Source organism: Plantactinospora sp. B6F1 (assembly GCF_040120695.1).
Taxonomy (GTDB): domain Bacteria; phylum Actinomycetota; class Actinomycetes; order Mycobacteriales; family Micromonosporaceae; genus Plantactinospora.
On record NZ_JBEEAC010000030.1, the window covers coordinates 33,737 to 59,947 of the forward strand.

Genomic DNA, 26,211 nt, shown 5'->3' on the forward strand with positions numbered 1-26,211 from the left:
GGCCGGTCGGCGCCCGTGGCTGCCGACCGGCCGTCCCGAACCCGTCAGGAGGCGCAGATCGCCTGGCTGACGATGAAGTCCCAGTCCTGACTGACCGGAGTGTTCTCCACCGCGAACGCCTGGACGTCGTCGAGTGCGTTGGCCGGGTAGACCACCTGGAGCGAGACCCCACCGGGCGCGGTGTCGGAGATCGCCGCACCCGCACCGTGCACCCGGGTACCGTTCGGGCAGCGCGCGAAGGCGATCTTCTCCGACTCCGAGTCGCTCTGCGCCGAGGCGGTCATGACCACCTGGTAGCCGGCCGGCCGATTCAGGCAGACCGCGTACGCGTCGACGGTCCAGTTGCCGGAGTAGCCGTTCGCGTCCTCGTGGGCGGTGGCCCGGAAGATGTCACCGCTGGCCGAGGCCCGGGACACCTGGAGTGCCACGTCCCGCCCCGGGTTGACGATCCGGGCACCGCCGCCGATGGCCCGCTTGCTGCCGCACTCCGCCCGCGCCTCCAACTCGACCGGGGACGAGGTCGCCGAGTTCCGGGTACCCACCACCTGGTAGCCGGAGAGTCCGGACCGGCTGGCGCAGATCGCGTACGCCTGCACCCACCAGTCGCCGGTCATCGCGGCCGTGGTCTCCGAGCCGGTCACCACGAAGCTGTCCGGGGCTCCGTCGGTGCGGTGCTCCGGGAAGAGCTGCACCAGCGTCACCTTGGCGCTGTCCGCGGCGGCCACCGCGAAGGCCCAGCCCCCGCCGCCGATCACCCACTTGCCGGCCGGACACTCGGCCCGGGCGGTGTGGGTCTGCTGCGAGTCGATCGCCGACAGCGGAGACGTCACCTTCTCGATGCCGGTCACCGCCGCGGCCGGGCCGGCACCGGCAAACTGGACCCCGACCTGGGCGGCCACCACGATCATGGCGGCACCGGCCGGGGCGAACCAGCGGTTCATGCGAGTCATTGCCCTGTTCCCCTCTCTTTCCGGGTCGTCGGTCGGCCCGGGTAACTGCCGACAACGGTGGCCGGCGAGGTTTCGGCAACTCTTCGGTGACGATGAAACCGCAGGTCATTGGCGTGAAGCCGAACCGAAGCCGCCGACCGCCACACTCGGCGGCAGACGGGGCCGCGACCGGCCGCCGTCCCGATCGAGCGGGGCGACCGACGTGCGCCCCGGTAGCGAGGAGGCCAGCCGATGAATCTCCCGTCGGTAGGTACCGCCCGGGCCGGCGTGCCGCGATGGCCGGCTCTCCTGCACCGCTGGCCGAGCCTGCTCGGCCTGGCGGTCGCCGTACCGCAGCTCGTGCTCGGCGCGGGTCACGAGACGGTGGCCATCGTGGTCTGTGTGGCCACACTGTGCTACCTCGGCGCGGCCGCGTTCGACCGGCCGTGGGTCGCCTGGGCGGCGGTTCCCGGAGCCAGCGTGGTGGTGACGATCAGCAAGATCACCGGCCTGGCCTGGTGGGCGGGCATCGGCATCGCCGCACTCGCCCTGGTCGTCGTCGGCCTGTTCAACCGGGCGCCCCGACCGGCCTTCACCGCACAGGTCGCGGCACTGATCGGGTACGGCGGTCTCGCCGTCGGCACGCTCGCGGTGGCGCCGCGCGCCGGCTTGGTCCTCGCCGGCATGCTGCTGACCGGTCATGGCCTGTGGGACCTTGTCCACTATCGACGCAACGAGGTGGTGCCCCGATCGCTGGCCGAGTTCTGCCTGCTGCTGGACGTGCCGCTGGGGATCGGCGTCATCGTGCTCGCCCTTCTCGACTGACTCGGAGGACCGGGCCCGACCGCCGGGCCCCTACCAGCCGCGCAGCCGGGGCCAGATCTCCGTGGCGGCACCGGTGGCCGGGTCCAGCACCAGGTACTCGTCGTGCTGGGCGGCGGTCGCGCAGGCGTGGATCGGCAGGATCCGCACCCGGGTGCCGACCGGAAGATCGGGCAGGGTGCCGTGGCTGCCCGGCCGGACGGTCAGGATGCCGTGTTCCTGGCTGGCGTCGGTCATCAGCAGATCCGGATAGTGCGGCCCGTCGAGCCGGGCGACCAGGCCGTAACCCTGGTCGACGGGCTGCACCGAGGTCCCCCGGTCGCGTGAGGTGGCCATCCAGCCGCCGTCGGTGACGATCCAGCCCCGCTCCGGCTGGTGCCCGATGACCGTGACGACCACGGACATCGCCAGGTCGTCGACGGTGCAGACGCCGATCCCGGCCATCACCAGGTCGAAGAAGACGAAGTTGCCGGCCCGGACCTCGGTCACCCCGGTGAGGTCCGCCGCGGAGTGCGCGGTCGGGGTCGAGCCGACGCTGACCACCGGCACGGCGAAGCCGGCGGCCCGGAGCAGCTCGACGGCCCGGACCGCGCTGGCCCGCTCGTTCTCCGCCGCGTCGACCAGTTCCTCCCGGGACCGGCAGTGGTACGACCCGCCCGCGTGCAGCAGTACCCCCCGGGCCTCGGCACCGCCCCGCTCCAGCGTCCCGGCGATCCGCACCGCCGCCGGGTCGTCCGGGCGCAGCCCGCCCCGGTGCCCGTCGCAGTCGATCTCGATCAGCGCCGGGACGGAGACCCCGGTCCGGGTCGAGACGGCGGCCACCGCCTCGGCCTGGGCGACGCTGTCGATCAGCACCTGGAGGTCCACCCCGGCGCGACGCAGCGCCACCACCCGATCCAGCTTCTGCGGGGCGAGCCCGACCGCGTACAGGATGTCGGTGTAGCCGTGTGCGGCGAAGACCTCCGCCTCGCGCAGCGTCGAGACGGTGATCGGGCCCGGCTCGCCGTCGAAGAGCAGCCGGGCGACGGCCAGCGACTTCGCCGTCTTGACGTGCGGGCGCAGCGGGGTACCCGACCGGGCCAGCCGGGATCGGAGCCGGGCGATGTTCCGGCGCACCCGCTCCGGGTCGACCAGCAGGAAAGGAGTCTCGGGCCGGCCCTCGGCGGGCCGCGACTCTGTTGACCCCTGTTGTCGGCAGGGTGGGCCCTCGCCGGCCGGCGCCGGGCGGTCACTGGTCAGGGTCACGGCGACTCTCCTCCGGTTGCCCGGCAAGTCTAGGCCGACCTCCCGCCCGGTCCGGGCCGGACAGCCAGCCGTCTTCACCCGGGCCGGATTCACCGTCGTGCAGGCGGAGAGCGGCGGTGCCGCCCTGCTCGGCGGATCGGCGTCCGGACGGGACCGGTGTCGGACGCCGACGTTCCGGGGCGTCGATGTTCCGGGCGTCGAGGGCCGACTAGGCTGCCGGGGTGGCGGACGGTGATTTCCGGCTGAGTGTCGACTACGGCACCTCGCACACTGCGGCCGTGTTGCGCTGGCCGGACGGGCGTACCCGTCCGCTGCTGTTCGACGGTTCGCCACTGCTCGCCTCGGCCACCTGTGTGGATGACGGCGGCACGATTCTGTCCGGTCAGGACGCCATCGGCGCCGCCCGGCGGCGGCCGCAGGGCTTCGAGCCGTACCCGAAGCGGCGCATCGGCGAGGGCATGCTCTGGCTCGGCGACCGGGAGGTCTCCGTCACCTCACTGGTGGTCGCCACGCTGGCCCGGGTGGCCGACGAGGCCGGCCGGGTCGCGGGGCCGGACGGGCCCGGATCCGTACTGCTCACCGTGCCCGCCACCTGGGGGACAACCCGGCGGGCCCTGCTGGTGGCCGCCGCCGTCGAGGCCGGCCTGCCCGAGCCCCGGCTCGCCGCCGAGCCGGTCGCCGCCGCGAGCTACCTGGTGGGGGCCGGCGAACTGACCGTGCCGACCGGCGGTCACGTCGCCGTCTACGACCTCGGCGCCGGTACCTTCGACGCGACCGTGGTCCGGCGGACCGCGACCGGCGGCTTCACCGTGCTGGCCACCGACGGCCTGCCGCAGACCGGCGGGCTGGATCTCGACGCGGCGCTGGTCGGGTACGTCGGTCGGCTGCTGGCGGACCGCGATCCGGACCGGTGGCGGCGGCTGACCGCACCGGACGACGACGCCGACCGCCGTGCCGCGCTGACCCTGTGGGACGAGGCACGCCGGGCGAAGGAGAGCCTGAGCCGAACCTCGGTCGGTTACCTGCACGTCCCGCTCTTCGACGAGTCGGTGCCGGTCGGCCGGGAGGAGTTCGACCGACTGGCCCGGGCGGTGCTGGACCGCACCGTCGAGGTGACAGTGGCGGCGATCCGTTCGGCCGGCCCCGGGGCGGGACCGGCCACGGTCGTCCTGGTCGGCGGCGCCAGCCGGATCCCGCTGGCCGCCACCCTGCTGCACCGGGTCCTCGGGGTGGCGCCGGTCGTCACCGAGCAGCCGGAACTCGTGGTGGCCGAGGGCGCCCTGGCGGTATCGCCGGACGACATGCTGCAGCCCGCGCCGGCCCCACCAACGCCACCAACGCCACCCAGCACTCCGCCAGCAACGCCACCCGGCACTCCGCCGTCACCTCCACCTGGCACTCCGGCGCCAACGCCACCCGGCACTCCGCCGTCACCTCCACCTGGCACTCTGGCACCAACGCCACCCGGCGCTCGGTCGTCACCTCCACCTGGCTCTCTGGCACCAACGCCACCCGGCGCTCGGTCGTCACCGCCGCCCGACCCCAAGGCGGCCGGGCGGTCGGCGGTGCCCCGGGTGAGCGGTCGACTCCAGCTCGCCGGGGTACTCGTGCTGGTCCTGCTGGCCGTCGCCGTGGTGCTGCGCCCATGGGACCGGCCCGGCGGTGGGGCCGCCGACCCCACCCCGAGCGTGGGGGCGACGTCGAGATTCGCCGACGGCACCACCATGCAACGGTTGCAGGCGGCGGGGCGGATGACGATCGGAAGCAGGTTCGACCTGCCCGGCACCGGTCACCGCGAACCCGACGGGACGATGACGGGATTCGACGTGGAGATCGGCCGGTTGATCGCCGCCGAGCTCGGCCTCGACCCCGCCGATGTGCGGTGGACGGAGGTTTCGTTGACCGGCCGGGAGGATCTCCTCGAGCAGGGCGCGGTCGACCTGGTCATCGCCACCTACACCATCACCGAGGCACGCGCCCGGCGGGTCGCGTTCGCCGGACCGTACCACCTGCCGGGGCAGCGACTGCTGGTGCGCGCCGACGACACCGTGATCACCGGCCCGGAGGCGCTACTGACCGTCGGCGCCCAGGTCTGCACCGTCAGCGGCACCCCGCACGGCGGGCGGCTCGAAGCGCACCTCGACGGCCGGTCGTCGACGCTGGTGTCGCGGGCGAGCTACCAGAAGTGCGCGGAGGCGCTCGCCTCCGGCGAGCTCGACGCGATCACCGGCGACGGGTCGGCCCTGGCGGGCCTCGTCGCCGACGGCGACACCCGGTTCCGGCTGGCGGGCCCGGGGTTCGACCCGCAGCCGCACGGAATCGGCCTGCGCCGAGGTGACGAGCCGTTCCGGGACTGGCTCACCGACACCCTGCGGCGGATCATCGCCGACGGCCGCTGGCAGGCTGCCTGGCAACGTACCCTCGGCCGCTACGACGAACAGGAGCCGACCGTCCCCGAGGTCCGCTGAGTCGTTGGCCTGTGGGACCGGTGCCGAGCTGCCGGTGCCGAGCTGCCGGTGCCGGCGATCCCGGCGACATGCGGCGACACCGGGCGAGGTGACCCGCCGGAACATCCCGGCGACGGTTCGGGCGAGCCGCAGCCCTCGGCACGGATCCCCGGCCGAGAATGCAGGACATGTCGACGTTGTCCGCGGGACCGGACGGTGCGGCCCGGCAGCCGCCCGGTGCCGCCTCCCAGCCAGGGCCGGCAAGGGCACTCCCGGCCGGGTCGGATCTGGACTACTACCTGGTTCGCCCGGACAACCGGGACGTCGCGGGCCCGGCGGCGATCCTCGTCGAGGAGTTCGCTCTGAGCGGGGACTGTTCGGCGGTCCGGCTCGACAGCACGGGCTGGACGGCGGGCGGCTCCCGCTGGAGGGGCGCCTCGGCGTTCAGCCGGGGCATACGTACCGACGCCGCCCGTCGCGACCGGGTCGTCGGCGCCACCCGGCAGGAGGTCGAGTTCGCCTACCGCCATCTCGGCGGTGGCGAACTGCCGGCCGAGGAGGTACTGCGCGGATACTTCGACGCCGGCATCCTGCTGCCCGCCTCGGCACCACTGCGGTTGAGCGCCGGCCGGGCCACCGCCGGCTTCACCGAGACCCGGGTCTACCGGGTCCTCTTCACCGCCTGGCGCGACCCGGACGGCCTGGCCGGACTGCTCGACACCTGGCGGATGTCGCCCGGTGACGGGCGGATGATGTCTGGTGACGGCGCCGCCGGTGCCCTGACCGGAGTCGTCGGCACCGCTCGGCGCCGGATCGGCGTCGACGTCTTCACCTGGGAACTGCGCCGGCTCGGTGCCGCCTGGTGCCTGGACCTGACGGCCGATCTGGCCGGCAGTCGCGGCGACGTCGTCGGCCCGCCGCTGCGCGAGCTGACCACGGCGGCCAGGATGGCGGGGCTGATCCCGGTGACGATCGAACGCTTTCGCTGACCGGCCGCTCCCCTGACGGGCCGCTCCCGCTGACCGGCCGCTCCCGCTGACCGGCCGCTCCCGCTGACCGGCCGCTCCCGCTGACCGGGCGGGGAGCGCGAGGAACGGGAACCAGCGGCGGGCATGCTGGAGCCCGACGAGGATCGGCTGGCACGGGTTCAGCGCGAGCCGGCCGATACCGGGTCCCGATGGCGGGCCCGCCACAGCCAGCCGACATCCCGGGCGAAGGACCAGCACAGCAGCGCCAGTGCCAGCCCGACCGAGGCGTACGCCAGTGGTCCGGGCAGCAGGCCGGAACTCGCCACCGCCAGCACGATCCCCTGCATCGCGGCGACGGTCTTCCGGGAGAACCGGTGCGGCAGGGCCGCTCTGAGCCAGGGGAGCGCCCAGGCGGCCGCGACGAAGACGTACCGGAGGACGCCGATCGCCAGTACCCAGCCGCCGAGGGATCGGGCGAGGTACGCGCTCAGTACCAGGATGAGGAAGGCGTCGACCTCCATGTCGAACCGGGCGCCGAGCGCGGAGGTGGTGCCGGTGCGCCGGGCGACCTGACCGTCCACCCAGTCCAGCGCCAGTGCCACGCTCGCCACGGCGACCAGCAGCCCGACCGGAGCCGGTGCCCAGAAGGAGGTAGCCACCAGCGCGGTCACCCCGCCGACCAGGCTGGCCCGGGCCAGGGTGACCTGGTTGGCCGCGCCGAGCGTCCGGGCGCCGGACCGACGCATGCCCCGGACGAGCAGCAGCCAGCTGACCACCGCGTACGCCGATCCGGCCAGCCAGCCGGCGGGACCCAGCCCGACCGTCGCGGAGAGCGCCGCCAGCAGGACGAACTGGACGGCCAGCCCCACCGTCGGCCCGTCCACCTCCGTCGACGTGTCGACCGGTACGGGACGGCCGCCGTCGAGCGGCGCCGATCGGGTCCGATGCCGCGAGGGACGCAGCCGGACCAGGGATGTTGCGATCGGATGATCACTGACAGTCAACGTTCCTCCGTTACGGTTTGGCACGATCAGCGCGCCGCGTATCGTTGCCGCTGCCCACCCCCGTGGAAACGGAAAACGTCCGCGTTCGGTTCATCGCGCTGGGAAAGGGGTCGATGACAGTGCGTGCCCGGGCCTTCTGGCTTGCCGCACCCGGCCGGGGTGAGATCCGGCCGGTTCCGCTGGCGCCGCCCGGTGCCGACGAGGTACTGGTCCGCACCCTCCACTCCGGCCTGAGCCGGGGGACCGAGACGCTGGTCTTCGCCGGCAAGGTGCCACCGAACCAGTACGCGACGATGCGCGCCCCGTTCCAGGACGGCGACTTCCCCGCCCCGGTGAAGTACGGCTACCTCAACGTCGGGCTGGTCGAGTCGGGGCCGGAGCACCTGGCCGGCCGTACCGTCTTCTGCCTCTACCCGCACCAGACCCGGTACGTCGTGCCGGCGTCGGCGGTCACCGTCGTACCGGACGGGGTGCCGGCGGCCCGGGCGGTGCTCGCCGGCACCGTGGAGACCGCGGTGAACGCGCTCTGGGACGCCGCGCCCCTGGTCGGCGACCGGATCACCGTCGTCGGGGCCGGGATGGTCGGCAGCGCCGTGGCCGGGGTCCTCGCCCGGTTTCCCGGCGCCCGGGTGCAACTGGTCGACGCCGACCCTACCCGGGCGGGCGTCGCCGCCGCGTTCGGCGTCGACTTCGCGTCACCCGCCGAGGCGGCCGGCGACCGAGACTTGGTGGTGCACGCCAGCGCCACCTCGGCCGGGCTCACCCGGTCACTGGAACTGCTCGCCCCGGAGGGCACCGTCGTCGAACTGAGCTGGTACGGCGACCGCCCGGTCAGTGTGCCGCTCGGCGAGAACTTCCATTCCCGACGGCTGACGGTACGGAGCAGCCAGGTGGGGACGGTGTCACCGAACGTGCGCGGGCGGCGAACCTTCGCCGACCGGCTCGCCCTCGCCCTGGAACTGCTCGCCGACCCGGCGTTCGACGCCCTGCTCACCGGCGCCTGCGACTTCGAGGAGTTGCCGGAGGTACTCCCCCGGCTGGTCAGCGGCGAACTGCCCGCCCTGTGCCACCGGGTCGACTACGGTGGCCCGGCCATCGACCAGTAGCCGCGACCACCCATCCGGAGCCGGAGACACCAGGAGGAGAATCCTTGTTCAGCATCACCGTCCGTGACCACATCATGATCGCGCACAGCTTCCGGGGCGAGGTCTTCGGCCCGGCCCAAAAGCTGCACGGGGCGACCTACGTGGTGGACGCCACGTTCCGCCGGCCGGAACTCGACGCCGACAACCTCGTCGTGGACATCGGACTGGCCTCCGGACAGTTGGCCGAGGTGCTGGGCGAACTCAACTACCGCAACCTGGACGACGAGCCGTCGCTGGCCGGGATCAACACCTCGACCGAGGCGCTCGCCCGGATCATCGCCGACCGGCTGGCCGAGCGGGTGCACGCGGGATCGCTCGGTGCCGGGGCGCGCGGACTGACCGGACTGACCGTCACCCTGCACGAGTCGCACATCGCCTGGGCCAGCTACGAGCGGACGCTTTGACCGGACCGGCTCCCGGCCCGGCGGGTGGATCCGGTGACGCGGGCGGCCCGGTGCGCGCCGGGACGGCGTACGTGGTGCTGCCCGGGGACATCGACGATCCGGGCACCCCGAGCGGCGGTAACCGCTACGACCGCCGGGTCGTCACCGGGCTTCGCGGGCTCGGCTGGCAGGTGCGCGAACTTCCCGTGCCGGGGAGCTGGCCCCGGCCGGCCGAGGCCGAGCGGATCGCGCTGGCCGCCGCGCTCGCCGGCGTACCGGACGGGGCGGTGGTGCTGCTGGACGGGCTGGTGGCCTGCGGCGTACCCGAGGTCGTCGGTCCGGCCGCCGGCCGACTCCGGCTGGCGGTGCTGGTGCACCTGCCGCTCGGCGACGAGACCGGGCTGCCGCCCGAGGTGGCGGCCCGGCTCGACGACCTGGAACGGCAGACGCTGCGGGCGGTGCCGGTGATCGTCGCGACCAGCGCCGGAACCGGGCGGGCGCTGGTGGAACGGCACGGCCTGCCCGCCGCGCGGGTGCACGTCGTGCCGCCCGGGGTCGCGGCCGCACCGCTGGCCGAGGGTACGGATGGCGCCACGGGCCTGCTCAGTGTCGCCTCGGTCATCCCGCGCAAGGGCCACGACGTACTGGTCGAGGCGCTGGCCACGATCCCGGACCGGGCGTGGACCTGCCGCTGTGTCGGCCCCGTCGACCGCGATCGGGGGCATGTCGACCGGGTGCGCCGCCTCGCCGAGGCGGCCGGGCTGACCGACCGGGTACGGTTCCTCGGTCCGCGTACCGGCGCCGAACTGGCCGCCGACTACGCCACCGCCGACCTGCTGGTGCTGGCGTCCCGGGCCGAGCCGTACGGCATGGTCGTCACCGAGGCGCTGGCCCGGGGCATCCCGGTGCTGGGCAGCGCGGTGGACGGGCTACCGGAGGCAATCGGGCGGACGCCGGACGGAATCGTGCCCGGGCTGTTGGTGCCGCCCGGCGACCCGGCGGCGCTGGCCGGGGCGCTGCGCCGCTGGTTCGACGAGCCGGACCTGCGGCATCGGCTCCGGACCGCCGCCCGGCAGCGCCGGGCCGACCTGCCCGGCTGGGAGGTCACCGCCGCCCGCCTCGGCGAGGTGCTGGCCGCGCTGGCCCGGTCGGCGGGGGACGACATGACTGAGCACGCCAGGTCTTTCCGACCGGGCTGGGACGGCGAGGAGAGGGCATGACCGAGCACGGCGCGCAGACCGGGCAACCGGAGGACGGGGACGACGATTCGCCGTACAGCCTGGCCTGGCTCGGCCTGCGGGAGCCGGCCGACGCCCGCGCCCGGGCGGCTGAACTGGTCGAACCGCTGCGCAACCTGCTGCCCGACGCCAATCCGGTGGTGATCCGGGACCTCGGCTGCGGCAGCGGTTCGATGGGGCGCTGGCTCGCCGGCCAGCTGCCCGGTCCGCAGCACTGGATGCTCTACGACCGCGAGCCCGGGCTGCTCGACCACGCCCGGGACCACCTCCCGCGGACCGCCGCCGACGGCTCCCCGGTCAGCGTACGGACCCGGGAGTGCGACCTCACCCGGCTGACCGCCGACGACCTCGCCGGGGCGTCGCTGGTCACCGCGTCCGCCCTGCTCGACCTGCTCACCCTCGCCGAGGTGGAGCGGCTCGTCACGGCATGTGTGGACGCCGGCTCTCCGGCGCTGCTGACCCTGTCCGTGCTGGGCGAGGTGGAGTTCTCCCCGGCCGACCCGCTCGACGCCGAGATCGCCGCCGCGTTCAACGCCCACCAGCGGCGCGGTACCGGTGCCCAGCAGCTGCTCGGCCCGGACGCCGTGCAGGCGACCGCCGAGGCGTTCCGCCGGTGTGGCGCGGAGGTACGGGTCCGGCCCAGCCCGTGGCGGCTCGGCCCGGCGGAGGCGGACCTGACCGCGCGGTGGCTGCGCGGCTGGGTCGCCGCCGCCGTCGAGCAGCGGCCGGAGCTGGCCGTCCCGGCCGCCGGCTACCTGGAGCGTCGACTCGCCGCCGCGACCGCCGGTCGGCTGCGGGTGGTCGTCGGGCACGCCGACCTGCTCGCCACGTCCTGATGCACGCGTACCGACCCGGCTCGGCGGCGGATGAACCGCAGCCCCGGTTGCCTCGTATAACTGGCGAGGACCGATCGAGGGAGGCTGGCGGATGTGCGGGGCGAGGACGGCACGGCGGAGAGTTCCGGCGGACCGGGCGGCGTCGTGAGGCGTACCTTCTGGGCCTGGGCGCGGCTGCTCGGCGGTGCCGCCATCCTCGGCTTCCTGGTGTGGCGGCTCGGCACCGGAGCGTTCCTGGACGGGCTGCGGGTGATCGATGTCGGCACCCTGCTCGCCGCGCTCGGGATCGGGTTGCTGACCACGGTGTTCAGCGCCTGGCGCTGGTGCCTGGTCGCCCGGGGCCTCGGCATCCGGCTGCCGCTGGGCCGGGCGGTCGCCGACTACTACCGGGGGCTCTTCCTCAACGCGGCCCTGCCGGGTGGCGTGCTCGGGGACGTGCACCGGGCGGTCCGGCACGGCAGGGATGTGCAGGACGTGGGCCGGGGCGTCCGGGCCGTGGTGCTGGAACGCTGCGCCGGGCAGGTCGTGCTGGTCACCGTCGGGGCGCTGGCGCTGCTGCTCGCCGCTCCCGTCCCGCTGCCGGCAGCAGCCGGCCCGACCGGGCGGCTGGTGGCCGTCGTCCTGGGCACGGCCCTGGTACTCGCTGTCGCCGGCTGGCTCGTCCTGCGGTCGCGACGGCGGCTCGACCGGCACCTCCGGCGGGGCCGTTCCGTCCCGGCCGGCGCCCCGGACTCGGCGTCCGGCGGCGAGGACCGGGGTTCGGCCCGACCCGGGGCCTCGCGGTGGGTTCGGGCGTACCGGACGGGCGTCTCCGACGTACGGCTCGGGCTGCTCGCCCGGAACAGTTGGCCCGGGGTCGCGCTCTCGTCCGCCGTGGTGCTCGCCGGGCACCTCGGCACGTTCGTCGTCGCGGCCCGGGCCGCCGGTTCGTCGGCGCCACTCACCCGGCTCCTACCCCTGATGCTGCTGGCCCTGATCGCGATGGCGTTGCCGCTGAACGTCGGCGGCTGGGGGCCCCGGGAGGGCGTCACCGCCTGGGCGTTCGGGGCTGCCGGGCTGGGCGCCTCGCTCGGCCTCACCGTCGCCGTGGTGTACGGGGTACTCGCCTTCGTCGCCAGCCTGCCCGGAGCCGCGGTGCTGGTCGCCCGCTGGGTCGGCGGGCTCCACACCACCGGGACCTCCGCCACCGGGACCTGCGTCACCGGGACCTCCGTCACCGGGACCTCCGTCACCGGGACCTCTGTCACCGGGGCGGCCGTCGCGTCGGCGACGCCCCGGCTCCGGCTACCCCGAGCGGTCGCGTGAGCGGCGGCGGGACCTGCCGCCCGCCCTCCCCCGCCCCGACCGACCCGGCGGGTATGCCTCGATCACGTCTCGGCGAACCGTTCCGAGAGGGCGTAGCGCAACAGCACCACGTCGCCGATCTGGCAGACCTCGGCCAGCTCCGCCCGGCGGTCCGGTCCCCACGGAAACCGGCCATCGTTGACGAAACGCGGCGCCCGGGAGTCACCGACGAAGAACGGTGCGATCACCAACTGCAACTCGTCGGCGAGGCCGGCGGTGAGGAACTGGGTGTGTATCGTCCCGCCACCCTCGACCATCAACCGAGCCACGCCCCGGGCGTGCAGGTCGGCCAGTACCAGTTCGAGGTCGACGGGATCGCCGCTGTCCACCACGGTCGCCACCTCGCCGAGACGCTTGCGGGCCTCGTCCAGGCTGGCGCTCGCGCAGTAGACGAGCTTGTCGATCTCGCCGGTGACGAAGAACCGGGCGGTCGGGTCCAGATCGGCCCGGCCGGTCACGGTCACCTTCACCGGGGTGGGTCGCAGCCCCCGGGCCACCCGCTCGGCCCGGCGCTGCGGCGACCGGACCAGCAGGCGCGGATTGTCCTGCCGGACCGTACCGGCGCCGACCAGGATCGCGTCGCACTCGGCTCGTACCGCGTCGACCCGGTCGAAATCGGCGTCGTTGGAGAGCAGCAGCCGGGTACCGCTGGCGTTGTCCAGGTAGCCGTCGATTGACATGCCGCAGCTGAGCAGTACGTACGGCCGGTCGCCCACTTGTCGCACCTCTCCGTCGATGAACAGCCCACGCGGTGGGTCAGTCTTCCGCATCGTCGGCGCCCGTCCCCGCCGGCCTCGCCCCGGCGCCGACCGGCCCGCGTCGGATGACCCCGCGTCGGGTACCAGCCTCCACGCTCTGTCTAAGCGCGGGCGGGCAGACCCCCGAGAGAGGCACTCTAGATCTTCAGGGCGTACGCACCCGACTCCAAGAGGGAGAACTGATGCCGCACACACCGCCCCAGGTAACCACCGCCGAAGCACCCGAAACGCTGGCCGCGCCGGGGCCGGTTCCGGCCGCCACCGTACGCCGGCAGGTGACCGTACCGCTCCGCTTCGCCGACGGCTACACCGCGACCGCGCGCGTCTTCACCTTCGACGGGCTGGTGGACGGCCGGGAGCACCTCGCCCTCGGCCTGGGCGACTGGCGGGACAGGCTCGGCCGGTCCGCCGACGGCATGCCGGCACCCCTGGTGCGGCCGCACAGCGAGTGCATGACCGGCGACGTGTTCGGCAGCCAGCGGTGCGACTGCGGCCCGCAACTGCGCGAGGCGGTCCAGCGGATCAGCGACCGCGGTGGCTTCCTGCTCTACCTGCGGCAGGAGGGCCGGGGCATCGGGCTGTACGCGAAGCTCGACGCGTACGCGCTCCAGGACGTGGGGCTGGACACCTACGAGGCCAACCTGGCACTCGGGCATGGCGAGGACGAGCGGGACTACACCGTCGCCGCGCAGATGCTCCGTACGCTCGGCGCCGACCGGATCGCACTGCTGAGCAACAACCCCGACAAGGCAGAGCAACTCGGCCGGCTCGGCGTGCAGGTCACCGAACGGGTTCCCACCGGGGTGCACCTCTCCCCCGCCAACGCCCGATACCTGCAGACGAAGGCCCACCACACCGCGCACACCATCGAGCTGCCACTCGCCGACTGAGCGGCGAACCGGGACGTGCGCCACCGGCACGTCGGGGCCACCGGTCCGGGCGCTACCCTCCGGCTTCGGGACCCCCGGCTCGCGGCCGGGGCCGCTCGCCGGGCTGCACCCTCCAGCCCGCGACGACGAGAGGAGACGGGCATGCTTGTCGACTGGCCACTGGATCGGTTGCGCGACTACCGGCCGGAGCGCGATGAACCGGCCGACTTCGACGCCTTCTGGGCCAACACGCTCGCCCAGGCCCGCGAGGTCGGCACGCCGGCGAAGTTCGAGCCGTACGACGCGAATCTCTCCACCGTGGAGGTTTACGACGTCACCTTCTCCGGTTTCGCCGGCCAGCCCGTACGCGGGTGGTTCCTGCTCCCCCGGCACCGTACCGGCCGGCTGCCCTGCGTCGTGGAGTACATCGGGTACGGCGGCGGGCGCGGACTGCCGCACGAGTGGCTCGCCTGGAGCGCCGCCGGCTACGCCCACCTGGTGATGGACACCCGGGGCCAGGGCAGCAACGGTTACCTGGTCGGCGACACCCCGGACCCGGACCCGGTCGGCCTGCCGCAGACTCCCGGCTTCATGACTCGCGGGCTCGGCGATCCGTCGTCGTACTACTACCGCCGGCTCTTCACCGACGCGGTCCGGGCCGTGGAGACCGCCCGGGAGCACCCCCGGGTCGATCCCGAGCGGGTGGTGGTGGCCGGCACCAGCCAGGGTGGTGGGATCAGCATCGCCGTCTCCGGCCTGGTCGACGGGCTCGCGGCGGTGATGCCGAACGTACCGTTCCTCTGCCACTACCGGCGGGCCACCGAGATCACCGACGCCTCGCCGTACCAGGAGTTGGTGACGTACCTGCGGACCCACCGGCACGACGTCGAGCGGGTCTTCCACACTCTCAGCTACTTCGACGGGGTCAACTTCGCCAGCCGGGCCACCGCCCCGGCGCTCTTCTCCGTCGCCCTGATGGACGCGGTCTGCCCGCCGTCGACGGTCTACGCCGCGTTCAACCACTACGGGGGCACGGAGAAGGAGATCACGGTGTGGCCGTACAACGGGCACGAGGGTGGAGCCGGTTTCCAGTTTCCCCGACAGGCAGACCTGCTCCGACGGCTCTTCGGTGCACAGGGCTAGCCCGGGGCGGAAGGTCGGCACGCCGGAGGTCGGCTACGGCGCCGCCTTCGACCGGCTCTTCGCGCGGGGTCGCGCCGCGCTGCTGGCCGGTACGAACCACTGCGACTCCCCGCCGGTCGACGGTGGCCGGTGGGGGCTGTCGGTGGTGCTGCCACCGGATCCGGCGTGCGCCGCCCGGCTCGCGGCGGTGACCGCCGAGGCGTCCGCCGTGACCGGCCCGGAGCACTGGCCGACCGGCTCGCCGGAGGCGGTGCACCTCACGGTACGGGCGATCGAGGCGCACCGGAGCAGCGTGCCGGCCGGCGACCCGCTCGTGGTCCGGGCCGGCTCGGCGCTGCGCCGGGCCGCGGCGGCGTGCCGGCCGGTACGCCTGGCACTGCGCGGCCTCACGCTCACCCCGTCCGGCGTGATGGCCTGCGCGTACCCGGTCGACCCGGCGCCGGACGAGTTCGCCGCGCGGCTCGCCGTCGAACTCGGCGAGGACGCCTGGTTCGAGGCCGACTTCGCCCGGGACATCTGGTACGCCACCCTGGTGCACTTCACCGCGCCGCTGCGCGATCCGGTCGCCCTGGTCGACTGGGTGGCCGCGCGGCGCGGTGCCGACCTCGGTGACGCGGTCGCCAACGTGGCCGAACTGCTGCGCTTCCGGTTCAACGGGCGCCAGCCGGTACGGGTGCCGCTGGCCAGCGCACCCTTCGGCGCCGGTACCGGATAGCCGCCCGGCCCGGCCCCGCCGACCGCAGGTGGGACCCCGACCGGAGCCGGTGGGACCGTCCGGGGCACCGAGGGCATGGTCGACGACGACTGTCAGATCCACGTCCGCCGCTTTCCTCCGGCCATCCGTGCGCAAGGATGGTCTGGAATTCACGGGAGGAATCGATGGACTCCGACAGCGTCGACCCTGGCCGCCCGGCGGAGCCGCTGCCCGCCGAGTTCGGCTCGACCGAACGGAACGCCGACGGCGGCGACCGGGCCAGCCCACTGTCGCCGGTGCCCACCTCGCCCAACCTGGTCACCGACTCGGTCATCGCCCGACCGTTGCAGGAGCGGATGCGGTCCTCGGGCGAGGAGCCGATCGGCGTGGTGATCGAGCTGCGTACCCGCCATCTGGGCGGGGTGCGCGGGGCGCAGGCCCGGATCCGGGAGCTGATCCGGGAGGTCGCCGGTGTCGAGACGCCGGTCTGGCCGATCGGCTCGTACGTCAGCAGCGCCCTGACCGCCGCACAGATCCGCGCCCTGGTGGCCGCCGACGCCGAGGAGGCCGAGGAGGTCGCCCAGGAGCAGGCGGAGGCCGGAATGGCGGAGCAGGACCCAGGCTCCGGCCAGGCCCCCGAGGAGCCGTCGGCGTCGACGGTCGGCGCCGGGCCCGCCCCACGGTCGGCGATCCACCGGATCTGGCCCAACTTCGAGGTCCAGCCGCTCATCCACCGCTCCGTGGTGACCACCAAGTGCCAGGCGGCGCACCGCGCCTTCAACGCGTACGGCCAGGACATCGTCTGGGCGGTGCTCGACTCCGGCATCGACGAGGGGCACGCGCACTTCCATCGGCACGGCAACCTGGCGCTGACCCCGCCGCTGGCGCACCGCTCGTTCATCGGGGACAGCGACGCCGAGGCGACGAGGGACCTGGCCGGGCACGGCACGCACGTGGCCGGGATCCTGGCCGGTGAGCAGATCGTCGGCGAGAACGAGAGTCCGCTGACCGCCGCCGCCTTCTACCAGCCGGACGTGGGGGACCTGCGTACCGAGCGGATGCACCTGCGCGCGGTCAGCGGGATGGCGCCGCGTTGCCGGCTGCTCTCCTGCAAGATCCTCCGGGACGACGGCTCCGGCGACATGGCGGCGGTGCTGGCCGCGCTGGAGTACATCCAGGAACTCAACGACCACGGTCGGGAGCTCCTGGTGCACGGGGTCAACCTGTCGGTGGGCTATCCGTTCGACCCGACCTGGTTCGCCACCGGTCTCAGCCCGATCTGCCGGGAGGTCGACCGGCTGGTGCAGTCCGGCGTGGTCGTGGTGGCGGCAGCCGGCAACACCGGGTACGGCTACGTCATCGACGCCGGTGGCCGACGGATGCGTACGGCGTTCGACCTGACCATCAACGACCCGGGCAACGCCGAACTGGCGATCACGGTCGGCGCCACCTCCTGCCGGCCGCACGCCTCCGGCGTCTCCTACTTCTCCTCCAAGGGCCCCACCGGGGACGGTCGGGCCAAGCCGGACCTGGTGGCGCCCGGCGAGCGGGTGATCAGCGCCGGTGCCGGCCGGCTGCTGGAGCAGGCGCTCGGCGGCGTGCCCGGCGCGACCTACGTGGAGAACTCCGGCACCTCGATGGCGGCACCGCACGTCTCCGGCGTGGCGGCCGCGTTCATGTCGGTGCACCAGGAGTTCATCGGCCGCCCGCACCGGGTCAAGCGGGCACTGCTCGACTCCGCCACCGACCTCGGTCGGGACCCTTCGTTCCAGGGCCGCGGTCTCGTCGACGCGATGCGGGCCCTCCAGTCGGTCTGACCACTCGCTCCCGGATGAGGTGCAGATGCAGTTCCCGTACGCCGAGGTGGAGATCCGGTCCACCGGTGCGATCCACGACGACAACCAGCGGCGGGCCGCGGTGGAACTGGTCGCCGCCTGCGGCGCCACCGACGTACTCGTGCTCTGCCACGGCTGGAACAACGACATCCCGCAGGCCCGCCGCCTCTACCAGCGGCTCACCGACAACCTGGCGGCGGTGCGCCCGGCGGTACCCGGGGCGGAGTCCCGGACCCTGGCCGTGGTCGGCGCGCTCTGGCCGTCGATCCGCTGGTCGGACGAGGACGAGGTGGCCGGCGGCGGGGTCGCGGTCGGCGACGAGGCGGTCGCGCTGATCGGGGCCATCGCGACCCGGGTCGAGGACCCGGCCCGGGCAGCCCTGCTGACCCGGCTGGTGCCGAGGCTCGCGGACTCGGCCGAGGCCCGGCAGCGCTTCCTCGACGCCCTGCGGGAGCAGATCCCACCCGGGCCGGCCGAGCCGTTCTCCGGCGCTGTGGGGGTGGACGAGGATCCGCCGCCGGCGGCGCTGCTGCACGGAGACGCGGAGACGGTCTTCGAGGCGGTTGGCGGCCCCGAGGTCGACTTCGGGCGACCGGAGCGGACCGGCGGCGCGGCCGGCTTCGGCTTCGACCTGGACAGCGTGCTGGCCAAGGCGCGCGGGGTGTTGAACGTGACCACCTACTACACGATGAAGGACCGGGCCGGGAAGGTCGGCTCCGGCGGCATCGCCACGCTGCTGTCCGAGCTGGCCCGGGCATCCGCGTCGGGCGTACGGCTGCACCTGGCCGGTCACTCGTTCGGCGCCCGGGCGCTGGCCGCCGCCGCGGTGCGGCACCCCCGGCTGCACTCCTGCACTCTGCTGCAGGGCGCGTTCAGCCACCACGCCTTCGCGGTGAACTTCAACGGTCGGGGCGAGAACGGGCTGTTCCGGTCGCTACTGGCCGATCGGCAGATGACCGGACCGATGTTGGTCACGCACACCGTCAACGACCGGGCGGTCGGCCTGGCGTACGCGGCGGCGTCCCGGCTCGCCCGGCAGGCCGGCGCCGGGCTGGGCGACGCCAACGACCCGTACGGCGGAATCGGTCGAAACGGGGCGCTGAAGACACCCGAGGTGGTCCAGCCCTGCGTCGATCTGCTGGAGGTGGGCGGCGGCTACCAGTTCCGGCCGGGTCGGGTGTTCAACCTGAAAGCGGACAGGTTCATCCGCTCGCACGGCGACGTCAGCGGTCGACAGGTCGTCTACGCTCTGTACTCTGCGATCAGCAGCTGACGACCTGCGCCTCCCGCAGCGGCGGTGTCGAGCCCGCATCGGAAGCTCGAAACCCGGTCGTCTTTTTGATTGGCTCGGCCACCGGTGGGTACGGTCCGCGCTGTACCCCTGACGGGTTCGGTGACCTTGGAGGCGCCATGACGGACGGTCCGTTGGACGATCAACGGACGGAGACACAGTATGGACCCCTGTTGCTCGAGGCGGACTTCGACGCGGAGCAGGTGGCCGACGTACGGCGGGCGCTGACCGAGTGCCTTCTCGGAGCCGGCCTGGGCGGGGATCGGCTGGACGACTTCGTGACGGCGGTCAACGAGGCGATGACCAACGCGGTCCGGCACGGCGGCGGCCGAGGAGAGCTGCGGTTCTGGCGGCGGCGGCACCTGGTCTGTGAGGTCCGGGACCACGGGAGCGGCTTCGGCGACCCGGTGCCGGCCATCCCCGCCAGCCGTCCCCGGCCGTCCGCCGGTGGCGGGATGGGGCTCTGGCTGGCCCACCAGCTCGCGGACTCGATCGAGGTGCGCAGCGGCACCGACGGTGTCCGGGTACGGCTGACCATGGCCGTCACGGATCCGGCCGACGTACCGCCGGCCCCCGGCTGGGGCGCGGCCGGCCCCGGCGGTCCGGGGCCGGCCTGGCCCGGCGACGCCGGGTAACCCCCGACCTGGTAACCAAACGGCTGAGTCCGCATAAGGGAGAACGCTGTGGTAGCCCGGGGTGGGATTCCCCCGGGCTACTCAGCGATCAGCCCCCGTCGCCACTCAGCGGTCAGCCCCCGCCTTCTTCATCTCCGACATCGCCCAGCGATCCGGGATACGCCTTACCACCTGATCTCGCCGAAGATGCGCCTGGCTTGGATCACGGTACCTCGCACGTTGCCTGTCAGGGTGCCGCCGGTCTGGACCACATGACCCGCGACGTTTCCGTTGGTGACTGAACCGGCGGTTTGGTACAGGTTTCCGTAAACGTTGCCATTGACGGTGGCGTTGATCAGGGTCACGTTGCCGTAGACGTCGCCGTTCACTGTTCGGTTCATGATGACGCTGATGTTGCCCTTGCTCAGCGACACCAGTTTTTCGGCAGAACCGGCCGCCGCGCCAATGCCGCCGGCGCCGGCGGCCGAGCCGACACTCGCGGCGCCGGAGACGGCACCGACCACCGCCGTGCCGCCGGCTATCGTGGCCACACCTACGGCCGTTCGCCCGGCACCCCGGAGGATGTTGTCGATGATGTTGCGCTGCGGGTGCCCGGGATTGGTTCTCCGCTGCGGATCGCGGCGGATGTGCGGGGACTTCTTGGGCTCCGGGCGGCTCTTCTTCGGCCGCTTGGCGCTCTTCTTCCGACTATTCCCGTTATCCCCGCCCTCGTTCCACTTCTTCTCCTTTTTCCTGTTCTTGGTGGACTTTCTGGGCAGTTTCGCGGCCCGGGCCGCGATCTTCACCACCTTGTCCGCGACCCACCTCGCGCTTTTCACGGCCACGGTGATCAACTCTTTGACGAACTTGAAGACGATGCGGAGAACCTGATAGGAAATGAGCACGAGGCGCTCGATGCTCTTCACGATCTGTCCGAGTGGCGGGATCTTCTTGATCACCTCATAGGTTTTCCGCACCCAGCGCCAGACCCTCTCCCAGCGGTACTCGACGACCATCTTCACCCTCATCTTCTTCACCATGCGGGTGGAGATGACCCATCGCTCACCGTCGGGGTCGGCGTACGTCGCCGGGTTGTTGTTGGCGTAGGCGTAGCTGTTGAGTTGCTGCGGATCGGACAGGTCGACGATCGGATCGACGGAGATGAACCGGCCCAGGGACGGGTCGTAGTCGCGGGCCCCGAGATGGACCAGCCCGGTGTCCGGGTCCGCGGTGCCGCCGACGAAGCTCTTCTGACCGGGCCAGCCGGCCGGCGTGGCACCACGGGCCTCGCCGTACGGAGTGAACCGGCGCCGCTTCACCTCCTGGCTGGCGGCGTCGATGGCGATCTCCGGCGTGCCGTGATGGTCCATCGCCAGCCAGTGCAGCTTGTCGTCGGCGGAGGTGCGTACGGCGACGGTGCGGCCGTTGAAGGAGTAGTAGCGGGTGCCGGTCACCGTGCCGTTCGGGGCCAGATGCAGCTCGGTCTCGCCGAGGTAGAGGGTGGTGCCGCTGGAGTCGCGGCGGATGAGCCGGTTGCCTCCGGCGTCGTAGAGGAAGCTGGTGGTGACGCCGTTCTTGGTGATGCTGCCGATGTTGCCTTCCGGGTCCCAGCTGATGGCCTGCTGGGCGGTGCCCTTCTTCCGGGCGGTCATGTTCCCGGCCGCGTCGTAGCCGAACTCCTCGACCTGCTGGCTGCCGTCCGGGCCGGTGGTGGTCACCTTGCTGACCGCGTGCGGCTTCGGCTGTCCCGTCGCCGGGTAGGTGTAGGCGCTCGTGGTCTTGGTGCCGTTCGGGTTGGTGCGGGTTTCCGACGTACGGTTGCCGGTCTTGTCCAGGGTCCACGAGTGCCAGTACGGCGCCGGGCCGCCCAGCCCGGCGGCGGTCGGCGCCGCCGCACAGTCGCCGGAGCCCGGTGTCCACGCCTCGGTGGCCCGGCGCAGGTGGTCGTACCGGAAGCACTGGGTCTCCTCGGCGCCGGGCGCCCGGTCGGCGATCGACATGACGTTACCGGCCTGGTCATACTTGAACGCCACGTCGGCGATCACCCCTGGTGCGGTGTCCCGCTCGACCACCGCACGGGAGAGCCGGTGGGTGCCGTACTCGTACCCGTACCCGAGCTTCACCGCCTTGCCGCCGGCCGACAGCCTCAGCTCGCGCACCTCACCGAACTGGGTGTAGGCGGTGCCCGTGACGTAGGTGTCCGCTCCGCTGAGGGTCACCGGCAGACCCAGGCGGTCGTAGCCGATGGCGAGCTCCTCCTCCGGCAGCCCGCCAACCGCCGGTAGGCTGGCCGTCGCCACGTCGCCGTTCACCTTGAACGTGCTGGTGAACTCGTAGCTGCCGGCGAGGCCCTGCTCGTTGCGCGGAATGGTGTAGCGGGTGGCGGTCACCCGCCCGGCGGCATCCAGATCAGCCAGCGACGTCGTGTACTCGTTGCCGTCGACGTACCTGGTGGCGGAGGTCTGGTAGCCGAGGGCCGGCTTGCCGTTGACCGGCGTGTCGTAGGTCCAGCCGATCCGCTTGGGCCCGCTCGGTGATCCGTCGTGCGTTCCGGTCCGCCGGCCGAGGATGTCGTAGGTGTGCGCCAGCTTCAGTTCGCGCGCGTCCTTCTCGGTGAGCAGCTCCCCGGCGTCGTCGTAGGTGTACTCGGTCACGCCCCGGTCCGGCTCCTCGGCCCGGGTCATGAAGCCCCGCAGGTCGTAGGAGTACCGCCACACGTTCCCGACCGGGTCGGTGACGGCTTGCAGCTGCCCGCGCCGGTTGTAGGTGTACTTCGTCGCGTCGTACGGGCCGGTCGGGGCATTGCCATGGTATTGACGCAGCTCGACCAGCCGGCCCTCCGCGTCGTAGAGCTCGGTGGTCGGGGTATCCCCGTCCAACGGATCGGTGTCGTGCCGGTTGTGGGTGAAGGTGTGCGTGGTCCGCCACCGCTCCACCCCCTCGATACGGAAGATGACCTCCCTCGGTCGCTCGCTCTCGTCGTACACCGTCACGATCTGCGCCGGCACCCGGTCCTCGTCGGCTATGAGCACGGTCGGCCCGGGTGGAGCGTCGTTGTAGTAGGGGCCGTTCTCCTTGACCAGCAGGCCCCGTGAGTCGTAGACGGTGTCGGAGACGAGCCGGCCTCCGCCGGGCGCCGGTGCCTGGGTCTGGCGGGGCCGCATCAGCCCGTCGTAGAGCTCGTACTCGGTGTCGTAACCGCCGTCCGGCAGCAGCGTCCTGGTGGTGACCACGTTGGCCCCGTCGCGGCGCACCAGGTAGCTGTACTCCGCACTGGGGCTCTGCGTCGGGTCCCGGCCGGGAAGCCAGAGCTTGGCCAGCCGCCCGTGCGGGTCGTACCTCATCTCGGTCCGGCGCCCGTTTGCGTCCACGGTGGATCTTTCCAGCCCCCAGGCGGGCTCTAACGTGGTCGTACTCACGTGCCCGAGCGCGTTGGTGGCCTTGACCTGGGTGAGCGGTCCGCTGGTGGCGGGGGTGTACGCGACCGTCGAGCGGGCGCCCTTGGCGTCGATCGTCTCGGTCACCCGGCCGTGTACGTCGTACCGGGCCTGCACGACGGTGACATATCGTGGCACGTCGCCGGAGTAGCCGGACAGCTCCTCCACCTTGGTCAGGACGCCACGGGTCGGAACGGCGCCGAGGGTGGTGTTGTTGCCGTCGTAGTAGTAGCGGATGTCGACCATGGCGTGATCCGGGTACGTGGGGGTCTTGTCGCAACCGACGGTGACGGTCTGGATCCGGTACGGCGCGTCGATGATCCACGCGGACTCGTTCGACGCGTACCAGTAGCGGGTGCAGGTGTCGTCGTCCGGATCGTCCACGTCGCTGAGGTCGGTGACCTGGGTCAGCAGTCCGTCGTCGCTGTAGATGTGCTCCGCCCCGTTGGTCTGCCACTGGCCGGCACCGGTGGCCTTGCTCTGCCGTACCGCGGACTCCTCCAGCTGGTACGACCGGGTCGTGCCCCAGCTGCGGCTGCGCGTCGCGGTCGGCGCGGACAACCACGGGTCGACGGTCTCCTTTTCCTGCACCGCGTTACCGGCGCCGTAGGTGACGATCTCCCGTGCCGTGCCGGCGAGCGGGTCGGCGTCCGGAATGCCCTGTACCAGCACGTGCTTCGTGTCACCGGCGGCGGTCCGGTCGCCGTCCATGCCGCGGAAGTACAGCGACTCGGTGACGCTCTGGACACCGCCCGGACTGCCCTTGTGCATGCGGACCCGGTCGTAGCCGCGCCACTGCGACCAGGTCTTGTACTTGTCACCGACCATGCCGTCCCTGTCGTCGTAACGCCACGCCGGCTTACCCGGATACTCGATCCGGGTCACCGCCGGCAGCAGGCCGGTCGTGCGATCCGCCTCGGTCACCTGGGTCACGACGTACTTGTTGAACCAGTCCTCCCGATCCTTGGTTTCGCCCTCGGGGGTCCAGCGCACGGGATGGCAGCGTTTGTCGTTGTCGTCCGGCGTCGGCAGGTTCGACGGCGCGACGCACTCCTGCGGCGTGTACTCCACGGTGATCTCGCCGCCCGAGTCGAGGCTGATCTTCCTCATCCGCATCCAGTTCATCGGCGGGACGTAGTCGTTGCCGTCCACCCGGTTGTGCATCGGCACCCCGTCGAAGCTGATCTCCGGCAAGGTCAGCTCGTCACCCACGTGGCCCGTGTTGCGGATCGACGCCAGCCACATTCCGGCCCGGGTGCCGTCCCCGGGGTTCGGGTACGAGTGCGTCAACTCCCACGAGTCCACCGGCTGGTACGCCGAGCCGTTCCACACCTTCGTGGTGACCGTCTTCAGCCGGTTCTGGGTCCAGAACGTCGGAGTGAACTTGTTGTTGCAGTTCGTCTTGCTCGTGCACGCCTGGTTCCACGGCACGTCCGGCCAGTTGGCCGGCTGCGCCGACGTGCACGTCGTGCCGGGGATGCACCGGCCGGCCGTGGTGAACTCCACCCGGCCGACGGCCGGCGTCGTGTAGACCTCACCGTCCCGCTGCCCGTAGTCGATCCGCTTGAGGTAGCCACCGCGCACGTAGGATGACACCTTGGTCGCCGTGTTGTTGCGGGCGTAGTAGTTCGTCTCCTTCTCGTAGAACAGGCTCATCGTGTTGCCGTGCCGGTCGACGACGTAGTCCAGGTTCCACCGCCACGCCTGCGCCTCGCAGACCGAGGCGTCGAACGTCGACTTCCGGCACGGCTCGCCGGCGTGGTTGCCGTACACCGGAACCGTCCACACCGAGTTGGTGACCGGGTCCCCGCTCGTCCAGCCGGTTGTCAGCTTGTGCTTGCCGAAGTAGTACTGGGTGCCGCTCCGGCTGGTGATCCGCCAGTACTCGCCGTCGTTGTCGTCGTTGTCGCCGCCGGTCAGCAGCTCCACCTTCGACCCGTCGTCGAGGCGGGGCTTCCACGTCCCGGTCGCGTCGTCGCGGACCAGTTCGCCCCCGCGACCGTTCATCACCACGTACGCGTTACCGGCGCTCTTCGGCGCGGTGGTCGAGCTGTCCGAGGCCCAGCACAGGTCGCCGGTCTTGCGGCCGCTGTTGTTGCCGCCGGAGGTGTCGTCGGCGCAGGACTTGTACCGCCGCTCGATGTAGCCGCCCGGATCGAACTCGAACCCCTCACCCACCCAGGACGGCTGGTTGTTGGTCGACGACCCGCGGCCGTCCACGTTGCCGCTGGAGTAGGTCAGGCTCATCTGCGGCTCCGGCCCACCCAACCCGGGCGGCGCGTCCATCGGGTACTCCCAGGAGAAGTCGCCCGACGAGGTGCCCACCGACCACGTCGAGGACGGGGACAGCGTCGACGCCGCGTAGGAACCGGCGCCGGACGACGCGCCCGCCATCACCGCGTACAGTGCGCCGGCCCGGCCAGCGGGCACCGTCACGGTACCGGTGAGCCGACCCGAGCCGTTGTTGCGAGTGGGGATCGGCGTGGCGGCACATTCGGTGCGCTCCGGAGTGGACAACGCACATTCCGGTAGGGACACCAGGCGCAGCCGGACCGCCCAGTCACCGCCGTACGCGTTGGCGAAGCCGGAGTAGTCCACCTCCAGTCCGACCTGACCGCTGGCCGCCACCGCATCGGTGCGTCTCACCCGCAGCGGCAGCCGATCCTCCTGGCGCGGCAGCATCTCCACGGCGACCCGGCCGGGCGCCTTGGCGCCCCCGGACACCGAGACCGGGAGGCTGCCCGCCTTGACCGGACCGGTGCCCAGGGAGACCTCCGCCGCCCCGACGGACGGCCACGAGACCCTGGGCGTGGAGCGTAGCGCCAGCTTGTCGTCGAGCCCCGGGGCGGGTTTCGGCGCCGTCACGGACCTGCCCGGCACCGACGGTTCCCGGGCCAGCGACACCTCGGTCGCCTCGGAGCGCGACGGAGGTATCACAGCGACCATCGGGGCCACCATCACGGCTGCGGTCACCATGGCGATGTAGCGGGTACGCATGAGGGTCACGCTCCACTCGGCAGGTCGAACAGCTGGTCGATGGAGGGACGCCCAGGTGTCGCCCGCAGCGCCCTTTCAGCCTTCTGGTGCCATCAACCACACGGCTAGGTAAGGGTCGCAGCGACCTGCACACCTTCTGCACACCGTGAGACTCGGCAACTCCCCACCCGCCCGCGGCCCGTCGATGTCTTGTTGACCTTGGTCGCCGCACC

Annotated in this window: 19 protein-coding genes; 14 read left to right on the forward strand and 5 right to left on the reverse strand. The window is 72.4% G+C overall.

Annotation, left to right across the window (positions count from 1 at the left end; translation table 11 throughout):
* Positions 1–44: 44 nt before the first annotated feature.
* Complete coding sequence (locus ABNF97_RS27360; RefSeq protein WP_349340284.1) at positions 45–950, reverse strand: hypothetical protein; 906 nt, start codon at positions 948–950, stop codon at positions 45–47.
* Positions 951–1,181: 231 nt separating this feature from the next.
* On the opposite strand from ABNF97_RS27360, the gene ABNF97_RS27365 reads away from it, so the two are divergent.
* Positions 1,182–1,754, forward strand: coding sequence for a hypothetical protein (locus ABNF97_RS27365; RefSeq protein WP_349340285.1), 573 nt, complete (start codon positions 1,182–1,184; stop codon positions 1,752–1,754).
* 30 nt (positions 1,755–1,784) lie between these two features.
* Here ABNF97_RS27365 and ABNF97_RS27370 read toward each other — a convergent pair whose 3' ends face one another.
* Positions 1,785–2,996, reverse strand: a complete 1,212-nt coding sequence (locus tag ABNF97_RS27370; protein WP_349340286.1) for an alanine racemase — start codon at positions 2,994–2,996, stop codon at positions 1,785–1,787.
* A gap of 221 nt (positions 2,997–3,217) precedes the next feature.
* Between ABNF97_RS27370 and ABNF97_RS27375 the strand changes: the two genes are divergently transcribed.
* On the forward strand, positions 3,218–5,464 hold the full coding sequence (locus tag ABNF97_RS27375) for an Hsp70 family protein (protein ID WP_349340287.1): 2,247 nt from the start codon (positions 3,218–3,220) through the stop codon (positions 5,462–5,464).
* A gap of 167 nt (positions 5,465–5,631) precedes the next feature.
* Complete coding sequence (locus ABNF97_RS27380; protein WP_349340288.1) at positions 5,632–6,432, forward strand: hypothetical protein; 801 nt, start codon at positions 5,632–5,634, stop codon at positions 6,430–6,432.
* A 158-nt stretch (positions 6,433–6,590) separates the two neighbouring features.
* On the opposite strand, the gene ABNF97_RS27385 is transcribed toward ABNF97_RS27380, so the two are convergent.
* Positions 6,591–7,415: a CDP-alcohol phosphatidyltransferase family protein gene (locus ABNF97_RS27385; protein ID WP_349340289.1), complete on the reverse strand. Its 825-nt coding sequence runs from the start codon at positions 7,413–7,415 to the stop codon at positions 6,591–6,593.
* A gap of 113 nt (positions 7,416–7,528) precedes the next feature.
* On the opposite strand from ABNF97_RS27385, the gene ABNF97_RS27390 reads away from it, so the two are divergent.
* The 5 genes from ABNF97_RS27390 (at position 7,529) to ABNF97_RS27410 (ending at position 12,322) form a co-directional block, all read left to right on the forward strand.
* Complete coding sequence (locus ABNF97_RS27390) at positions 7,529–8,521, forward strand: MDR/zinc-dependent alcohol dehydrogenase-like family protein (protein WP_130462424.1); 993 nt, start codon at positions 7,529–7,531, stop codon at positions 8,519–8,521.
* 44 nt (positions 8,522–8,565) lie between these two features.
* Positions 8,566–8,964: a 6-carboxytetrahydropterin synthase gene (locus ABNF97_RS27395; protein ID WP_130462423.1), complete on the forward strand. Its 399-nt coding sequence runs from the start codon at positions 8,566–8,568 to the stop codon at positions 8,962–8,964.
* Between the two features lie 50 nt (positions 8,965–9,014).
* The gene (locus ABNF97_RS27400) at positions 9,015–10,163 is read left to right on the forward strand and encodes a glycosyltransferase (RefSeq protein ID WP_207230478.1); all 1,149 of its coding nucleotides are present in this window, start codon (positions 9,015–9,017) and stop codon (positions 10,161–10,163) included.
* Positions 10,160–11,017, forward strand: coding sequence for a methyltransferase domain-containing protein (locus ABNF97_RS27405; protein ID WP_130462421.1), 858 nt, complete (start codon positions 10,160–10,162; stop codon positions 11,015–11,017). Before ABNF97_RS27400 ends, ABNF97_RS27405 begins: the two co-directional genes overlap by 4 nt.
* 144 nt (positions 11,018–11,161) lie before the next feature.
* A complete protein-coding gene (locus ABNF97_RS27410) occupies positions 11,162–12,322 on the forward strand; it encodes a lysylphosphatidylglycerol synthase transmembrane domain-containing protein (RefSeq protein WP_349340290.1) in 1,161 nt (386 codons plus the stop codon).
* Positions 12,323–12,384: 62 nt separating this feature from the next.
* On the opposite strand, the gene ABNF97_RS27415 is transcribed toward ABNF97_RS27410, so the two are convergent.
* A complete protein-coding gene (locus ABNF97_RS27415) occupies positions 12,385–13,077 on the reverse strand; it encodes a dihydrofolate reductase family protein (RefSeq protein WP_130462420.1) in 693 nt (230 codons plus the stop codon).
* Positions 13,078–13,301: 224 nt separating this feature from the next.
* Here ABNF97_RS27415 and ABNF97_RS27420 point away from each other — a divergent pair, with 224 nt between their 5' ends.
* The 6 genes from ABNF97_RS27420 (at position 13,302) to ABNF97_RS27445 (ending at position 19,586) form a co-directional block, all read left to right on the forward strand.
* Positions 13,302–14,009 carry a GTP cyclohydrolase II gene (locus tag ABNF97_RS27420; RefSeq protein ID WP_349340291.1) on the forward strand — a complete coding sequence of 236 codons (708 nt, stop codon included), beginning with the start codon at positions 13,302–13,304 and terminating at the stop codon, positions 14,007–14,009.
* A gap of 141 nt (positions 14,010–14,150) precedes the next feature.
* Entirely contained in the window at positions 14,151–15,131 is a 981-nt protein-coding gene (locus ABNF97_RS27425) for an acetylxylan esterase (protein WP_130462418.1), read from the forward strand.
* Complete coding sequence (locus tag ABNF97_RS27430) at positions 15,118–15,846, forward strand: hypothetical protein (protein WP_349340292.1); 729 nt, start codon at positions 15,118–15,120, stop codon at positions 15,844–15,846. The genes ABNF97_RS27425 and ABNF97_RS27430 overlap by 14 nt, the downstream gene beginning before the upstream one ends.
* 164 nt (positions 15,847–16,010) lie before the next feature.
* The gene (locus ABNF97_RS27435; RefSeq protein ID WP_349340293.1) at positions 16,011–17,642 is read left to right on the forward strand and encodes a S8 family peptidase; all 1,632 of its coding nucleotides are present in this window, start codon (positions 16,011–16,013) and stop codon (positions 17,640–17,642) included.
* 25 nt (positions 17,643–17,667) lie between these two features.
* Positions 17,668–18,933 carry a hypothetical protein gene (locus tag ABNF97_RS27440; RefSeq protein ID WP_349340294.1) on the forward strand — a complete coding sequence of 422 codons (1,266 nt, stop codon included), beginning with the start codon at positions 17,668–17,670 and terminating at the stop codon, positions 18,931–18,933.
* Between the two features lie 191 nt (positions 18,934–19,124).
* Positions 19,125–19,586, forward strand: coding sequence for an ATP-binding protein (locus tag ABNF97_RS27445; protein ID WP_486484601.1), 462 nt, complete (start codon positions 19,125–19,127; stop codon positions 19,584–19,586).
* A gap of 164 nt (positions 19,587–19,750) precedes the next feature.
* Here ABNF97_RS27445 and ABNF97_RS27450 read toward each other — a convergent pair whose 3' ends face one another.
* Positions 19,751–25,999 (reverse strand): RHS repeat domain-containing protein, encoded by a 6,249-nt coding sequence (locus ABNF97_RS27450; RefSeq protein ID WP_349340295.1) that lies wholly within the window; start codon positions 25,997–25,999, stop codon positions 19,751–19,753.
* Positions 26,000–26,211 lie beyond the last annotated feature (212 nt).

Coding starts and splice junctions, on each gene's coding strand:
- ABNF97_RS27360 (WP_349340284.1), bottom strand. CDS start 950: ATGACTCGCATGAACCGCTGGTTCGCCCCGGCCGGTGCCGCCATGATC.
- ABNF97_RS27365 (WP_349340285.1), top strand. CDS start 1,182: ATGAATCTCCCGTCGGTAGGTACCGCCCGGGCCGGCGTGCCGCGATGG.
- ABNF97_RS27380 (WP_349340288.1), top strand. CDS start 5,632: ATGTCGACGTTGTCCGCGGGACCGGACGGTGCGGCCCGGCAGCCGCCC.
- ABNF97_RS27390 (WP_130462424.1), top strand. CDS start 7,529: ATGACAGTGCGTGCCCGGGCCTTCTGGCTTGCCGCACCCGGCCGGGGT.
- ABNF97_RS27405 (WP_130462421.1), top strand. CDS start 10,160: ATGACCGAGCACGGCGCGCAGACCGGGCAACCGGAGGACGGGGACGAC.
- ABNF97_RS27420 (WP_349340291.1), top strand. CDS start 13,302: ATGCCGCACACACCGCCCCAGGTAACCACCGCCGAAGCACCCGAAACG.
- ABNF97_RS27425 (WP_130462418.1), top strand. CDS start 14,151: ATGCTTGTCGACTGGCCACTGGATCGGTTGCGCGACTACCGGCCGGAG.
- ABNF97_RS27435 (WP_349340293.1), top strand. CDS start 16,011: ATGGACTCCGACAGCGTCGACCCTGGCCGCCCGGCGGAGCCGCTGCCC.
- ABNF97_RS27440 (WP_349340294.1), top strand. CDS start 17,668: ATGCAGTTCCCGTACGCCGAGGTGGAGATCCGGTCCACCGGTGCGATC.
- ABNF97_RS27450 (WP_349340295.1), bottom strand. CDS start 25,999: ATGCGTACCCGCTACATCGCCATGGTGACCGCAGCCGTGATGGTGGCC.